This window comes from Paraburkholderia sp. 22098 (genome assembly GCF_052045935.1).
Lineage (GTDB): Bacteria > Pseudomonadota > Gammaproteobacteria > Burkholderiales > Burkholderiaceae > Paraburkholderia > Paraburkholderia caledonica.
Genome location: NZ_JBQEPV010000003.1, coordinates 63,602 through 79,216 on the forward strand (window position 1 = coordinate 63,602; position 15,615 = coordinate 79,216).

Sequence of the window (15,615 nt, forward strand, 5' to 3'; positions counted from 1 at the left end):
GCCACACGATCCATGAACAACGACAATGCGATGCTGCGCCGCGAGCGCTCCCTGCTGGTCCTGCTTGGCCTGATCTGCGTCGGCCTCGTTGCCGGCGCGCTGTATCTGCAGTACGTCAAGCACGAGGACCCGTGCCCGCTGTGCATCATCCAGCGCTATTTCTTCCTGCTGATCGCAATCTTCGCGTTCCTCGGCGCGCGGTTCAACAGCTGGCGCGGCGTCCGTCTGCTCGAAACGATGGCGGCACTGTCGGCGCTGGCGGGCATCGTGACCGCGGCCCGGCACGTGTATGTGCAGGCGAATCCGGGCTTTAGCTGTGGCTTCGACGCGCTGCAGCCGATCGTCGACAGTCTGCCGCCTGCGCATTGGCTGCCGGGCGTGTTCAAGGTGGCCGGGCTATGCGAAACCGCCTATCCGCCGATCTTCGGGCTGACGCTGCCGATGTGGGCACTGGTCGGCTTCGTGCTGGCTTTTGTTCCGCTGGCGATTAGCCTCGTGCGCAATCGCAGACGGATTGCTTGAGGAAATTTGCCGGTTTTAAACGGCGCTGGCATCTATCCCGCGCCTGCCGGCGCGGCGACATGGCGGACACCGACGCAGTGATACCGCCTATGTGGATCGGGCCGCCTCTGCCCTGTGTCGGTTTTTTGCCGCTTTCCTTTCTGCTGATTCTCTTGCTTCCGCCGCCGCGCCCCGGTTTCCGGCGGTTTTGAACCGCAGGCACGGCGCTTCGCCTGGTCCGCAGTCCAACTCCTGCCCGTTCGCCTCTTTCGCGCCAGCTTCTGCCAGTGCGCCTCCTCCCCACCCGACGCAACTTCCCCGCACGAAGCGAATCCGACTCAAATCGGACTGATCTCATTGCATCTTCCGAATAAGCTTCATGCGACATCGGAAATATTTTTGGGGCGCCGTAATGCTATCTTCGGATATGGATGGCGATCTACGTGCGCGAGGCCGGCTTTGGCGCGACCCCATGCGTAACGCGCGCCCGGTCCGCACTGTCTTCTGGATTCGCCATGACAACGCAAACCATCCGCTTTTATCGCCAGGGGTCCGTTCACGAGATCTCCGGCGTACCCGCATCGCGCACCGTGCTCCAGCATCTGCGCGAAGACCTGCATTGCACCGGCACGAAGGAAGGCTGCGCTGAAGGCGACTGCGGCGCCTGCACGGTCGTCATCGGCGAACTCGACGCACAAGGCGCGCTCGCGCTGAAAGCGGTCAACGCCTGCATCCAGTTCCTGCCCACGCTCGACGGCAAAGCCCTGTTCACGGTCGAAGACCTGCGCGCCGCGGACGGCACGCTGCATCCCGTGCAACAGGCAATGGTCGACTGTCACGGCTCGCAGTGCGGTTTTTGCACGCCAGGCTTCGTGATGTCGATGTGGGCACTCTACGAAAAACAGCCGGCGGCTGCCGGCCTGCCGACGCGCGACGAAATCAACACCGCGCTGTCCGGCAACCTGTGCCGCTGCACCGGCTACCGGCCGATCGTGGACGCATCGCAGAAAATGTTCGACTACGCGCAATATCCGCGCGTGACGCTCGATCGCAAGGCTGTCGAAGAAACGCTGCGCGCACTGCAACGCAACGACACCTTCGAGTACCGCGCGCCCGACACGCGCGGCGCCGCCTTCGGTGCGCCAGCGTTTTACGCGCCGCTCACGCTCGACGCGTTCGCGCGGCTTCGCGCCGAACATCCGCAAGCCCGGCTCGTGGCCGGCAGCACTGACGTCGGCCTGTGGGTCACCAAACAGTTCCGCGATCTCGGCGACGTTCTCTACATCGGCAATGTGCGCGAACTGAAGACGATCGAGCGCGATGCGCAGACGCTCACTATCGGCGCGGCCGTCACGCTTGAAGACGCGTATGCGGCTCTAGCCGCCGACTACCCCGAACTCGCCGAACTTTGGACGCGCTTTGCGTCGCTGCCGATCCGCAATGCCGGCACGCTCGGCGGCAATGTCGCGAATGGCTCGCCGATCGGCGATTCGATGCCCGCGCTGCTTGCGCTCGGTGCCGAAGTGGTGCTACGCCACGGCACGAAAATGCGCACGCTGCCTCTCGACGGGTTCTATCTCGGCTACCAGAAAACCGCGCTCGCGGCGGGCGAATTCGTCGCCGCGCTGCGCGTGCCGCGGCCGACGGGCAATCTGCGCTTTCGCACCTACAAAGTGTCCAAGCGCTACGATCAGGACATCTCGGCGGTCTGCGCGGCATTCGCTCTGCATATCGACGAAGGCAGCACGATCGTCGAGGCTCGCGTTGCATTCGGCGGCATGGCTGCAACGCCGAAGCGGGCCACGCAAACCGAAACCGTGCTGAGCGGCGCGACGTGGAACGAAAGCACCGCGCGACAGGCCATGAACGCACTTGCCGCCGACTACCAGCCACTCACCGACATGCGCGCATCGAGCGCCTATCGGCTGAAGGTGGCGCGCAACCTGCTGTGGCGCTTCTATCTGGAAACGCGCGAGGACGCGCCGCTCGCGCTCTTCGACGTGAATGCATTTGCGTTCGAAGCCGGCACGCCGGACGCGGTCGTGAAGGAGCCGTCGTGATGAATCGCACCGATGCTTTTGTCGAACGCGCTGCAAGACAGGCGGAAGGCCCTGCTGGAAACCCCGCCGATCTGCATCGACCCGAAGCCGCGATCGGCGTCGCGCTGCCGCATGAATCGGCCGCGCTGCACGTGAGCGGCGAGGCGACCTACACCGACGACATCGCCGAACTGCAAGGCACGCTGCACGCGGCGCTTGGCTTGTCGCGGCATGCGCACGCGCGCATCGTGTCGATGGATCTCGACGCGGTGAAAAAAGCGCCCGGCGTCATAGCGGTGCTGACCGCCGAAGACATCCCAGGTGAAAACAATTGCGGCCCGGTGCTGCACGACGACCCGATTCTCGCCGTCAATGAAGTGCTGTACCTCGGTCAGCCTGTGTTCGCCGTGATTGCGCAGAGCCACGAGCTCGCGCGCCGCGCCGCGGCGCTTGCGAAAAGCGACGACGTGATCCGCTATGAGCCGCTCGACGCGATTCTCACGCCGGCGGACGCGAAGGCCGCCAAACAGTTCGTGCTGCCGCCGCTGCATCTGAAGCGCGGCGATCCGGACGCGAAGATCGCGGCCGCTCCGAATAAAATTCGCGGCACGTTCGAAGTCGGCGGGCAGGAGCAGTTCTATCTGGAAGGCCAGGTCGCGTATGCGGTGCCGAAAGAGATGGACGGCATGCTCGTCTACAGCTCGACGCAGCATCCAAGCGAAATGCAGCAGGTCGTCGCGCATATGCTCGACTGGCCCGCGCATAACGTGGTGTGCGAGTGCCGCCGGATGGGCGGCGGCTTCGGCGGCAAGGAATCGCAATCGGCGCTCTTTGCCTGCGTGGCGTCGCTCGCGGCGAAGCTGCTGCGTCGTCCGGTCAAACTGCGCGCCGATCGCGACGACGACTTCATGATCACCGGCAAGCGGCACGACGCGATCTACGAATACGAAGCGGGCTTCGACGACAATGGCCGCATTCTCGGCGCGCGCGTAGAAATTGCGTTGCGCGCAGGCTATTCCGCTGACCTCTCCGGCGCCGTCGCCACGCGCGCCGTATGTCATTTCGATAACGCGTACTACCTGTCCGACGTCGACATCGTCGCGCTGTGCTGCAAAACGAATACGCAGTCGAACACCGCGTTCCGCGGCTTTGGCGGCCCGCAAGGCGCACTCGTGATGGAAGTGATGCTCGACAGCATTGCGCGTCAACTGAACCACGATCCGCTAGACGTACGCCTCGCCAACTACTACGGCGTAGGCGAGCGCAATACGACTCCGTATGGACAGTTGGTCGAAGACAACATCATCGCGCCGTTGACCGACGATCTGCTGGATTCCAGCGACTATCGCGCGCGCCGCGCAGCCATCGCCACGTTCAACGCCAGGAGCCCGGTACTCAAGCGCGGCCTCGCGTTTTCGCCGGTCAAGTTCGGCATCTCGTTCAACGTGCCCTTTCTGAATCAGGCCGGCGCACTGGTGCATGTGTATAAGGACGGCTCGGTGCTCGTCAATCACGGCGGCACCGAAATGGGCCAGGGGCTCAACACGAAGGTCGCGCAAGTCGTCGCGAACGAGTTCGGCTTGCCGCTCTCGCGCGTGCGTGTGAGCGCAACCGATACCTCGAAGGTCGCCAACACGTCGGCGACCGCAGCTTCCACCGGCAGCGATCTGAACGGCAAGGCCGCGCAAGACGCCGCGCGAACCATTCGTGCGCGGCTTGCCGAACTCGTGGCGAAACAACTCGGCGGCAACGCAGACGACGTGCTGTTCGCGAACGGCGAGGTAGCGGTGAACGGCGGTGCGATGCCCTTCGATCAACTGGTCGGCGCCGCTTACCTCGCGCGCGTGCAGTTGTGGTCGGACGGTTTCTACGCAACGCCGAAAGTGCATTGGGATGCGAAAACGCTGACCGGTCATCCGTTTTATTACTTCGCGTATGGCGCGGCCGTGTCCGAAGTAGTGATCGACACACTGACCGGCGAATGGAAACTGCTGCGTGCCGACGTGCTGCACGACGCCGGTCAGTCGATCAATCCGGCGATCGATCTGGGTCAGGTCGAAGGCGGCTTCATTCAGGGCATGGGCTGGCTTACGACCGAAGAGTTATGGTGGAACCGCGACGGCCGTCTGATGACGCATGCACCGTCCACGTACAAGATTCCGGCTGTGAACGATACGCCCGCCGCTTTCTATGTGCGGCTTTACCCAAACCCGAATGCAGAGCCGACTGTGTTCCGCTCGAAGGCTGTCGGCGAGCCGCCGCTGCTGTTGCCGTTCTCCGTGTTCCTCGCGATTCGCGACGCGATCGCGGCCGCGGTACCGAGCGCACAGCATGCGCCCATGTTGCGCGCGCCCGCGACGCCCGAAGCGATCCTCGATGCACTGGATGCGCTGCACGCACAAAGCGCGAGCGAGCCGGCATCCGGGCAAGGAACGAGCATAGAGGCGTCGACCAGCGACACGACTGCCTGACATGCGCGAAACAGACAACTCAAGCTCAGATCCGGGCGCAGCGCAGCGAACGCAAGTGACTTGCAGATACGCCCGGCGCGACACGATCGCCTCACACCAGGTTCAACCGGCCGCACGGAAATCCCGAGCGGCACTGTACGGAGATTCGTCGGATGCAACCATGGCTACCTGACCTGCAACAACTGCTCGCGCACGGCGACGCCGCCGTGCTGGTGACGGTCGCGCGCGTCGAAGGTTCGGCGCCCCGCGAGGCCGGGACCAAGATGATCGTGACGCGCGATTCGGCGAAACATACGATCGGCGGCGGACACCTCGAATGGAAAGCGATCGAGACCGCGCGCCAGGTGTTGCGCGACGGCATGCGCTCGCCGCATATGCGCCGGCTCGAGCGTTTCGCGCTCGGCCCGAGTCTCGGGCAATGCTGCGGCGGCGCCGTGATACTCGCGTTCGAACGGCTCGACATCGGCGATCTCGGCTGGATCACGTCGCTTGCTAAGCGCGTGGCCGCAGGTCAATCGACGGTGCGTAGCGTATCATTCGGCCCCGCACCGGATGCGGTGATGCTGTCCGACCCCGAGCCGGGCGTCGATGCCGCCGACTGCCTGCTGTGGGACGGCGCCGGTTTCGACGACAGCGGCGCGCTGCTCACCGAGACGATTGCGCCAGGCGACTTCCCGGTCGTGCTGTTTGGCGCGGGGCACGTGGGCGCCGCTTTGGTTCGCGTGCTCGCCACGCTGCCTTGCACGGTACGCTGGGTGGACGAACGCGATGCCCAGTTTCCGCCCGTTGAATCGCTGCACGCGCACAACGTAAAGATCGACGCGAACGACGCGCCTGACGAAGCCGTCGACACGGCTGCGCCCAACACGTACTTCATCGTCATGACGCACAACCATACGCGCGACCTCGAACTGGCCGAGCGTATTTTGCGGCGCGGCGATTTCGCGTTCTTCGGCATGATCGGCTCGCACAGCAAGCGCAAACAGTTCGAACACCGGCTCGCCGCGCGCGGCATCGATCCTTCGCGGATTGCGCGGATGAAGTGCCCGCTCGGCGTGGATGGCATCGTCGACAAGTCGCCGGAGATCATTGCGATTTCCGCGGCCGCGCAAGTGCTGCAAGCTGTCGAAGCGAACGCGAGCGTGCATCGCGCGGCGCAGACGGTTTGACGACGCGAGTCGACATCACGCTTACGCATCCGGCGCACAACGACACCAACAAACTTCTGACCGACCATGAACACAACAACCGCTACGTCCCTCATCGAAAAGGCCATGCTCGCACCGAAGGCCGAGCTGCATATTCACATTGAAGGCTCGCTCGAACCCGAACTGATTTTCGCCCTTGCCGAGCGCAACGGCGTGAAGCTCGCTTACGACTCGATCGAAGCACTGCGCGCAGCCTATGCATTCACCGATCTGCAATCGTTTCTCGACATCTATTACGCTGGCGCGAGCGTGCTGCTGCACGAGCAGGACTTCTACGACATGACGATGGCGTATGTCGAGCGCTGCCTCGCCGACAACGTGATTCATAGCGAGATTTTCTTCGATCCGCAGACGCACACCGAGCGCGGCGTGCCCATCGCGACGGTGGTGGCCGGCATCGAGCGCGCGCTCGCCGACGCGGAAAAACGCGGCATGTCGAGCAAGCTGATTCTGTGTTTCCTGCGTCACCTGTCCGAAGAAGACGCACTTGCAACGTTCGAAGAAGCACGGCCGCTGTTCGACCAGTACAAGCATCGCCTGATCGGCGTGGGGCTCGATTCGTCGGAGCGCGGCCATCCGCCGTCAAAGTTCGAACGTGTCTTCGCAAAAGCGCGTGCACTCGGTTTGAAGCTCGTCGCGCATGCGGGAGAGGAAGGACCGCCGTCGTATATCTATGAAGCGCTCGATCTGCTCAAGGTGGACCGCGTCGATCACGGTGTGCGAAGCATCGAAGACCCGGCGCTCGTCGCGCGTCTTGCCGACACGCGCGTCGCGTTGACGGTGTGTCCGCTGTCGAACCTCAAGCTCTGCGTGTTCGACGACATGACAAAACACACGCTGAAAGACCTGCTCGATCGCGGCGTTGCCGTCACGGTGAATTCCGACGATCCGGCGTATTTCGGCGGCTATGTGAACGCCAACTATGCGGCGACCATCGACGCATTGAAGCTCGACGATGCCGAGGTCTATACGATCATCCGCAACGGTTTCGAAGCGTCGTTCGTTACGCCGCAAGAGCGCGCGGAACTGATCGCGAAGCTCGACGCGCACTGGAATCAAAGCGGCCCACATTAACGGGCCGACGTATTTGCAGCGCGGGCATCGCAACACGGCCCTCCACGCTGCTCAGCTTTTCACATTCGGAGACGGTTTTCTCATGACTCACCCGGCTACAACGGCTAACCCGGCCCAATCCGCATTCCGCGCGCAGTTGCTGACTTTCAACGGCGATCCCTCGCGCTCGCCCGACGCGGCGATCTTCAATGAGGACGGCCTTCTGATCGTCGAAGACGGCCATGTCGTCGCAGCGGGCGCGTATGCGGCGCTCGCGTCTCGACTCGCGCCGGGCACGCCGGTTCAGGACATGCGCGACAAGCTGATCGTGCCGGGTTTCATCGACACGCACATTCATTACCCGCAAACGGACATGATCGCGTCGCCTGCGGCTGGCCTGTTGCCGTGGCTCGACACATACACGTTTCCGACCGAACGCCGTTTCACCGATCAGGCCTATGCCCGCGATACAGCAAGCTTCTTCCTTGAAGAACTGCTGTCTTGCGGCACGACCACCGCGCTTGTCTATTGCACCGTGCACAAGGAGTCGGCCGACGCGCTCTTTGCCGAAAGCGAGGCGCGCAATCTGCGCATGGTGGCAGGCAAGGTGCTGATGGATCGCAACAGTCCGGAGTTCCTGCGCGACACCGCGCAATCCGGTTATGACGACAGTGCCGAGCTGATCAGCCGCTGGCACAACCGCGGCCGTCAGATGTACGCGCTCACGCCGCGTTTCGCGCCGACTTCGACCGAAGCGCAACTGGAAGCTTGCGGCGTGCTGGCGGGCAAGCATGCGGATGTGTTCATCCAGAGTCACGTCGCCGAGAACACCGACGAAGTGAAATGGGTCAACAGTCTCTTCCCCGGTCACCGCAGCTATCTGGACATCTACGACCACTACGGCCTGCTACGCCGCCGCGCGGTGTACGGGCATTGCATTCATCTCGACGCGCAAGACCGGCAACGCATGGCTCAAACCGGCGCTGTCGCGTCGCATTGCCCGACGTCGAACCTGTTCCTCGGCAGCGGTCTGTTCGATTTCGACAAGGCCGACGAAGCTAACATGCCCATCGCGCTCGCCACGGACGTCGGCGGCGGCACGTCGTTCTCGATGCTGCAGACAATGAACGAAGCGCACAAGGTCGCGCGATTGACGGGTCACCATTTGACGGCCACGCGCATGTTCTATCTCGCGACAGCGGGGGCGGCCGAAGCGCTCGATCTCGCAGACAAGGTGGGCACGCTCAGGCCGAAGTCGGAAGCGGACTTTGTCGTGCTCGATCCTCAAGCAACGCCGCTGCTCGCGCGCCGCACGGCGCGCACGGAGTCGCTCGAAGAATTGCTGTTCGCCTTCGCGCTGCTCGGCGACGATCGCGCGGTCTATGAAACGTATGCGGCCGGCAAGCGCGTGCATCGCCGCGACGACGTGCGGCAGCACGCGCCGCGCGTCGCTCGATTCGCGGCCTGATTGCCGCTCGAATGCGGCCTGATGGTCTTCGCTGCTTCTGAATAAAAACGGCGCTTCCTTGCATGACGAGGAAGCGCCGTTTCAATTTCTACGTTCAATGCATGCCCCACCCGCGGGGACTCAGCGCTGCGTGCAAACCTCATGCAAGGCATTGAGCCTGCGCACCGGGTCGGCGACATACGGGTTGGATTCGTCCCACGCATAGCCCGCTAGCACCGCGCTGATCATGCGGCGGATCGACGGTGTCTGGTCGGGATAGAAAATGATGTCCTGCAATTCGCCCGTGTACCAGCGCTCGACAAACGCGCGGAATGTGTCGATGCCCTTGCGCAACGGCACGTCGTAATTCGCGGACCAGTCAACCTGCTCTCCATCCAGTTGACGGTTCAAGGTCTGCACCGCCAGATGCGCCGAGCGTAGTGCGATCGTCACGCCCGACGAGAACACGGGGTCGAGAAACTCGCCCGCGTTGCCAAGGAGCGCATAACCCGGTCCGTGCAGACGCTCGACATTCGCCGAGTAGCCGCCGATATGCCGCACAGGCAACAGGAAAGGCGCGTCGCCGATCAACCGGTTAAACGTCGGCTCCTTCTGGATCAGCGCACGCAACTTCGGCTCGCGCTCCGTTGGCGGCACGTCGAGAAAACTTGACTCGGCGACGCATCCCACCGACGACCGTCCGCCCGCAAGCGGAATCATCCAGAACCACACGTCGCGGCGCTCGGGATGCGTTGCCACGCAGATCTTGTTGCGGTCGTGGGCGCCCGCGGGGAGGCCGTCGTAGACATGCGAAAAGAGCGCGGCGCGCGTGGGCATGCGCGTGGGCGCCTCCAGGTTGAGCAGACGCGGCAGCACGCGGCCAAAGCCGCTTGCATCGAATATGAAACGCGCTTCGACCTGATACGCATGACCGGCCTCGTCGATTACGTCGACGCGCGGCGCGGCACCCGTGCCCTCGCCGGTATGCACGGCCTGTACCGTATGCCCGAAGCGCACATCCGCACCTTGTTCCGCTGCGCAGCGAATCAGGATCTCGTCGAACACCGCGCGTTCCACCTGATACGTCGTGCCCCACCCCGCCGTGTGCTTGTCGCGGAAGTCGAACGACGAAGATTGGCCGCGATACACGAACTGCGCGCCGTTCTTGTACTGGAATCCAGCCTCGATCACCGCTTGCAGCATGCCGGCTTCTTCCAGATAAGCCATGCTTTGCGGCAGCAGGCTTTCGCCAATCGAAAAACGCGGAAAGTGCTGGCGCTCCAGCACGAGCACCGAGCGGCCCGCTTTGCGCAGCAACGCGGCCGCGACTGCGCCGGCCGGGCCGGCGCCGATGATCGCGACGTCGACCGTCGTGTGTTCCGCCGTGTGCTTCATGTCATGTGTACTCAAGTTCGCCTCAATCGTTTGCTTGCCCGACGCAGCAATACGCTGCATCCTTACGTCCTGTTACATTGCATCTCTAGCAGCAATACATATTTCACCGGGGAGTCCAGCGTGCCGCCGTCTCAAACATCCAGTGTGCCGTTCGTGCCGGAAACGGCATTTGGAATCTGGTTCCTGCGTACTCACACATGGGAACATCATGTGTTGCGCGTCGCGATCAACGACCTCAAGCGCCTGATCGATACGCCGTTGCCCGCAGCGCCCGTCATCGTCGACGTTGGCTGCGGACAAGGCATTTCGTTTCGCCTGCTTGCCGATGCGTTCGAGCCGCGCCGCATCGTCGGCATCGACTATCACGAACCGTCGCTTGCGCTCGCGGCCGATGCGGCGAACTCCTGCCGCGACAAGGTCGCCGACATCGAACTGCTGCACGGCGACTGCGCGGCGCTGCCGCTGCCCGATGCGAGCGCAGACATCGTGTTCTGCCATCAGACTTTCCATCATCTCGTCGAGCAGGACCGCGCGCTCGCCGAGTTCCGCCGCGTGTTGAAGCCCGGCGGCGTGCTACTGTTCGCCGAATCGACCGACGCGTACATCAGGTCGTGGGTGATCCGGCTGCTGTTTCGTCATCCAATGCACGTGCAAAAAAGCGCGGACGGCTATCTCGACATGATTCGTCGCGGCGGCTTCAGCTTCACCGAACGCAACGTGTCCCTGCCGTACCTCTGGTGGAGCCGCGCGAAAGACTTCGGTCTGCTCGAACGGCTCGGCCTTTACCGTCCGCAACCCGGCAAGCGCCGTGAGACGCTCGTCAATGTCGCAGCGGTGAAGACCGTCTGAGCCGGCCCAGGTTGCGTTACTTGCGCAGCGTCACGACGTCGCCCTTCAGCGCCACGCCCGCAATCACCGCACCCGCGCCGCAGGTGAACTCGGTCGCGCTTTCTCGCACTTCGTTCTTGTAGTTGCTCTTGATGTTGATCACCGCGTTGCCGCCTTCCTTGCGCGCGCGATCCTGCAACTCGATCACCGCCGACAGGAACACGTGCTGGCATGCGGCCTCATCGCTCTTGCCGAACGCGTTGGTCTTCTTGTTCGTCGCAAATTCGCCGATCGTTTTCGCAACGGCCGGATGCCGCTGGCCCGCGAAATACAACTGGATGTCGTCGCCGACCTTGCCAGGCTCGCTATGCAACGCTTCATTGATCGGATAGGTGCCCACCGAGTCCCGCGCAAAAGCCGGTGCGGCGCTCAGCATCGAAAAAGAAGCGGCGAGTGTGACGAACATCAGATGACGTTTCATTGATACTCCTTCCTGGTTGTTATGGGTTTTACGATTCCCGCATTCACTGCCCTGCAAATCAGTTCGCCTCGAGCACAGCGAACCGGCCGCTGATCGCGATCGCGGCGGCACTCGGGCTCACGCCGCAAGTGAACTCGCTGGACGAATTGCTTTCGCTGCTGTGAAAGCGCGTCGTCACGTCGATCACCGCATTCGCATTGCGCTCGCGCGCCGCCGCGCGAAGCTTGCCGATCGCCTCGGCAAGCGCCTCGCGGCATGCGTCGTCGGGGCCCGCGACCTTGCGCGCGATGCGCACCGAGTATGAGACGTCGCCCAACCCGCGCTTCACGGCCGGATGGCTTTGCTCACCGAAATACACGGGAACGCCGCCGCGCGATTCACCGCCCGCGGCCGCGAGCGGCAGCGACTTCACCTGTGTCGCACATCCCGTCAGCGTCGCGGCTGCAATCGTCAATGCACCCAGCACCAATGTTCTTTTCATTTTTATCACCCTCGTTTTTTTAAAATCGCGACCGTTTCAGCCGCCCTGCCATGCCTCGAACATCAGGCTCGCGCAACTTCCGCCGAAGCCGAACGACACCGACATCGCCGAGCCGATGCGCGCGTCACGCGTCTCACGCACGAGCGGCATGCCGTCGATTTCCGGCTCCACCGAATCGATCCCCGTGGTGCCCGCAATAAACCCGTCGCGCATCATCAGCAACGTATAGATCGCCTCGTGTGCGCCGCATGCGCCAAGCGGATGCCCGGTCATGCCCTTGGTCGACGAAAACGCGGGCACACCGCGCTCCGATGCGGCACCGAACACCTGCCTCAACGCATGCAGTTCCTCGACGTCGCCAAGCGGCGTGGAAGGCGCATGCGTGTTGATGTAGTCCGGACGCTTGCCCGCTTCGTCCAGCGCGCCGCGCACGGCGCGGGCGATGCCTGCCGCGCGCGGCGTGACCATGCCGGCGTCCGTGCAGTCGCCGAACCCCGTGAGTTCCGCGTAGATGCGCGCGCCCCGCGCCAATGCGTGGTCCAGCGCTTCGAGCACGAGCACGCCGCCGCCCGACGCGATCACAAAACCGTCACGCGCCGTATCGTAAGGACGCGACGCGCGCTCGGGCGCGTCGTTGGAGCGGCGCGACAACGCGCCCATCGCGTCGAACATCAGCGTCATGTTGTCGTGCAGCGACTCGCTACCGCCCGCGAGCAGGATCTGCTGACGGCCGCTCTGAATCAGTTGCATCGCCTGGCCAATGGCGAGCGCGGAAGTCGTGCATGCCGACGACGGCGAATAGCCGACGCCTTCGAGCCCGAACACCTGCGCGACGTTCGCGGACGCTGTGCTGCTCATTGCATGCGGCACCGTGTAAGGCGGCACTTTATCGACGCCGCGCGTGTTGGCAACGGTCATCGCGGCGTCGTAGCTCGACATCGTGCCGACGCCCGAGCCGATCACGGTGCCGGCAAGCGGCGAGCGCAACATCGCCGCATCGAGCCCGGCATCGTCGATCGCCTTGCGCGCGGCATGGCAGGCAAAGCGCGCGGTATCGCCCATGAAGCGCTCCAGCTTGCGCTCGAAAGGCGCTTCATTAGCGACCGACGCCACGCCTGCGACTTGCGACGCAAAGCCGCGCTCACGCCATGCTTCGACTCGCTCGATGCGCGACTTCCCCGCGCGCAATGCAGCCGACACTTCGTCGAGCGAATTGCCGAGGCACGACACGATGCCCATGCCGGTAACGACCACGCGTTGTAACGCCACGCTCATTGAACACGCCTGAAAATAAGCGACGTGTTGATCCCGCCGAACGCGAAGTTGTTGCTCATCACCAGTTCGGCGTCAATCTCGCGCCCCGTCCCGATGATGTAATCGAGCGGCGCGCAGGCCGGGTCCACGTCCTGCAGATTCAGCGTGGGCGCGTACCAGTTGCGCTTCATCATCTCGATGGTCCACCAGGCTTCGAGCGCGCCGCACGCGCCCAGCGTGTGGCCCACATAGCTTTTCAGCGAACTGATCGGCATGCGCTCGCCGAATGTCTGCGCGGTTGCGTGGCTCTCCGCGACATCGCCGCGATCCGTGGACGTGCCATGCGCGTTCACATACTCGATCGCCTCGGGCGGAAGCGCTGCGTCTTTCAGTGCAAGCTGCATCGCGAACGCCATGGTTTCCGCCGTGGGCTGCGTCATATGCGCGCCGTCCGAGTTACAGCCGAAGCCCACGATCTCCGCGTGAATCCGCGCACCGCGCGCCACCGCGTGCTCGTATTCCTCGAGCACGAGCGTAGCGGCGCCTTCGCCGACCACGAGGCCGTCGCGCGCGGCGTCGAATGGACGCGGCGTCAGATGAGGCTCGTCGTTGCGCGTGCTGGTTGCGTACAACGTATCGAATACGGCGACCGCCGGACCCGACAATTCTTCCGCGCCGCCCGCCAGCATCAGAGTCTGCTTGCCCGTCTGAATTGCTTCATATGCGTAGCCGATCGCCTGGCTGCCCGACGCGCATGCGCACGACGTGGGAATGATCCGCCCTTTCAGATCCCAGAACAGGCTGACGTTGACGGCTGTCGTGTGCGGCATCATCTGCACGTAGCTGTTCGACGTGACGTCGCTCATCGAGCCGCTTTCGAGCATCGTGCCGAACGCGCGGATCGGCTGCACCGAGCCCGACGACGAGCCGTACGCGACGCCCATGCGGCCGTCCTTGATGCTCGCGTCGTCGGCGAGGCCCGCATCTGCGAGCGCGAGTTCGCTTGCGCGCACCGAATACATCGACACAGGGCCCATCGAACGCGTCTTCTTGCGCGGATAATGCGCGGGCGTGACGAACTGCGGCAACGGACATGCGAGCCGCGTATGCAACGATTCGAAGTAGTCCCACTCGGGCATGCGCCGCACTGCGTTCACGCCGCTTTTCAGGCGCGCTTCGATTGCGTCCCAGCTATCGCCGAGCGCCGTGACGCCGCCCATGCCGGTAATGACGACTCGCTTCATCAGACCATCCCGCCGTTGACGCCGATCACCTGACGAGTCACATACGAGGCCGCATCCGACATCAGGAAGCTGACCACGGACGCTACCTCGGCAGGCTGGCCGACGCGGTTCATCGGCACCGTCTTCAATGCGTGTTCGAGCGGCATCTCGTCGAGCATGCCGGTTTCAATGAGACCGGGCGCCACGCAGTTGACGGTGATGTTGCGCGTCGCGAGTTCCACCGCGAGCGCCTTGGTCGCGCCGATCAGGCCGGCCTTTGCCGCGCTGTAGTTGACCTGACCGCGATTGCCCATCACGCCCGATACCGACGCGATAGTCACGATGCGCCCTCCGTTGCGGGCACGCACCATCGGCATGGTCAGCGGATGAACGACGTTATAGAACGAGTCGAGACCGGTTTCGATCACGACGTCCCAGTCTTCGTCGGTGAGCGCGGGGAACGCGGCGTCGCGCGTCACGCCGGCGCTGCATACGATGCCGTAGTACGGTCCGTTCGCCGCCACATCGGTTTCGAGCACATCGCGGCACACCGCGCGCTCGCGCACGTCGAACTGCAGCACCCGCGCAGTGCCGCCCTGAGCGGCGATGCCCGACGCCACTGCCTCGGCTTCAGCGCGCCCCGTGCGGCAGTGCACGGACACTGCAAAGCCGTCGGCGGCCAACTGGTACGCAATCGCGCGGCCAATGCCGCGGCTTGCGCCGGTAACGAGAACACGCCGGCTCATGAATTGAAACTCCCTTCGATGAATGACTGAAAATCGGACGGCTGGAAGACCTTGATCACCGCCTCGGCGCAACACACGTCGTCGTGATGAATCGTGCATTCGTATGCACCGTGGCCTTCGTCGCTGCGCAGCAATTCCGTTGCGTGAATCAGCAGTTGCGCGCCGCCTGCGAACGACGGCTGCAACGCCTTGTAGCTGCGCGAACCGAGCAGCACGCCGGGCCGCGCGCGGCCACCGCCACGCATGGCGAGCAACGCAACGTGCGCGGCGATCGACTGTGCCATCAACTCGATGCCGATCCACGCGGGCATCGCGCCTTGCGCGTCCGCATACCAGGCATCGGCATGCACGGTTGCGCGCGCGCTCAGTGTCTGTTCGTCGAACGCGGTGACGGCGTCGATCAGCAGCATGGTGCCGCGATGCGGGATGATCGCTTCGATAGGTTGCTGCAGCAGTTCGTCAATGCTTCGTGTCGAGTTCATCGCGCC

14 protein-coding genes are annotated in these 15,615 nt (G+C 63.7%); 7 read left to right on the top strand and 7 right to left on the bottom strand.

The features are described from left to right. Positions 1-12: 12 nt before the first annotated feature. The 6 genes from ACTJLB_RS06945 to guaD all read left to right on the top strand — a co-directional run bounded on the left by ACTJLB_RS06945 (position 13) and on the right by guaD (position 8,740). A complete protein-coding gene (locus tag ACTJLB_RS06945) occupies positions 13-522 on the top strand; it encodes a disulfide bond formation protein B (RefSeq protein WP_408162351.1) in 510 nt (169 codons plus the stop codon). A 494-nt stretch (positions 523-1,016) separates the two neighbouring features. Next, a complete protein-coding gene (gene xdhA, locus ACTJLB_RS06950) occupies positions 1,017-2,561 on the top strand; it encodes a xanthine dehydrogenase small subunit (protein ID WP_440782871.1) in 1,545 nt (514 codons plus the stop codon). Continuing rightward, positions 2,561-5,011 (top strand): xanthine dehydrogenase molybdopterin binding subunit, encoded by a 2,451-nt coding sequence (gene xdhB, locus ACTJLB_RS06955; protein ID WP_440782872.1) that lies wholly within the window; start codon positions 2,561-2,563, stop codon positions 5,009-5,011. The genes xdhA and xdhB overlap by 1 nt, the downstream gene beginning before the upstream one ends. 152 nt (positions 5,012-5,163) lie before the next feature. After that, a complete protein-coding gene (gene xdhC, locus ACTJLB_RS06960) occupies positions 5,164-6,180 on the top strand; it encodes a xanthine dehydrogenase accessory protein XdhC (protein ID WP_440782873.1) in 1,017 nt (338 codons plus the stop codon). A gap of 66 nt (positions 6,181-6,246) precedes the next feature. After that, positions 6,247-7,293 (top strand): adenosine deaminase, encoded by a 1,047-nt coding sequence (locus tag ACTJLB_RS06965; protein ID WP_027804794.1) that lies wholly within the window; start codon positions 6,247-6,249, stop codon positions 7,291-7,293. Positions 7,294-7,375: 82 nt separating this feature from the next. Further along, positions 7,376-8,740 carry a guanine deaminase gene (guaD, locus tag ACTJLB_RS06970; protein WP_440782874.1) on the top strand — a complete coding sequence of 455 codons (1,365 nt, stop codon included), beginning with the start codon at positions 7,376-7,378 and terminating at the stop codon, positions 8,738-8,740. A gap of 120 nt (positions 8,741-8,860) precedes the next feature. On the opposite strand, the gene ACTJLB_RS06975 is transcribed toward guaD, so the two are convergent. Then, positions 8,861-10,114, bottom strand: a complete 1,254-nt coding sequence (locus ACTJLB_RS06975) for an NAD(P)/FAD-dependent oxidoreductase (RefSeq protein ID WP_087752793.1) — start codon at positions 10,112-10,114, stop codon at positions 8,861-8,863. Positions 10,115-10,234: 120 nt separating this feature from the next. On the opposite strand from ACTJLB_RS06975, the gene ACTJLB_RS06980 reads away from it, so the two are divergent. Continuing rightward, a complete protein-coding gene (locus tag ACTJLB_RS06980) occupies positions 10,235-10,963 on the top strand; it encodes a class I SAM-dependent methyltransferase (RefSeq protein WP_408191761.1) in 729 nt (242 codons plus the stop codon). A 16-nt stretch (positions 10,964-10,979) separates the two neighbouring features. On the opposite strand, the gene ACTJLB_RS06985 is transcribed toward ACTJLB_RS06980, so the two are convergent. Genes ACTJLB_RS06985 through ACTJLB_RS07010 form a run of 6 tightly spaced genes read right to left on the bottom strand, consistent with a single transcriptional unit; the run spans position 10,980 to position 15,609 of the window. Then, positions 10,980-11,423 (bottom strand): excinuclease ABC subunit A, encoded by a 444-nt coding sequence (locus tag ACTJLB_RS06985; RefSeq protein ID WP_020069018.1) that lies wholly within the window; start codon positions 11,421-11,423, stop codon positions 10,980-10,982. Positions 11,424-11,481: 58 nt separating this feature from the next. Further along, positions 11,482-11,904, bottom strand: a complete 423-nt coding sequence (locus ACTJLB_RS06990) for a signal peptidase (protein WP_440782875.1) — start codon at positions 11,902-11,904, stop codon at positions 11,482-11,484. Positions 11,905-11,940: 36 nt separating this feature from the next. Then, the gene (locus ACTJLB_RS06995) at positions 11,941-13,179 is read right to left on the bottom strand and encodes a beta-ketoacyl-[acyl-carrier-protein] synthase family protein (RefSeq protein WP_440782876.1); all 1,239 of its coding nucleotides are present in this window, start codon (positions 13,177-13,179) and stop codon (positions 11,941-11,943) included. After that, complete coding sequence (locus ACTJLB_RS07000) at positions 13,176-14,402, bottom strand: beta-ketoacyl-ACP synthase (RefSeq protein WP_087752771.1); 1,227 nt, start codon at positions 14,400-14,402, stop codon at positions 13,176-13,178. The genes ACTJLB_RS06995 and ACTJLB_RS07000 overlap by 4 nt, the downstream gene beginning before the upstream one ends. Further along, positions 14,402-15,127 (bottom strand): 3-ketoacyl-ACP reductase FabG2, encoded by a 726-nt coding sequence (locus ACTJLB_RS07005; protein ID WP_020069022.1) that lies wholly within the window; start codon positions 15,125-15,127, stop codon positions 14,402-14,404. Before ACTJLB_RS07005 ends, ACTJLB_RS07000 begins: the two co-directional genes overlap by 1 nt. After that, positions 15,124-15,609, bottom strand: coding sequence for a hotdog family protein (locus ACTJLB_RS07010; protein ID WP_087752772.1), 486 nt, complete (start codon positions 15,607-15,609; stop codon positions 15,124-15,126). The genes ACTJLB_RS07005 and ACTJLB_RS07010 overlap by 4 nt, the downstream gene beginning before the upstream one ends. Between the last annotated feature and the right edge of the window lie 6 nt (positions 15,610-15,615).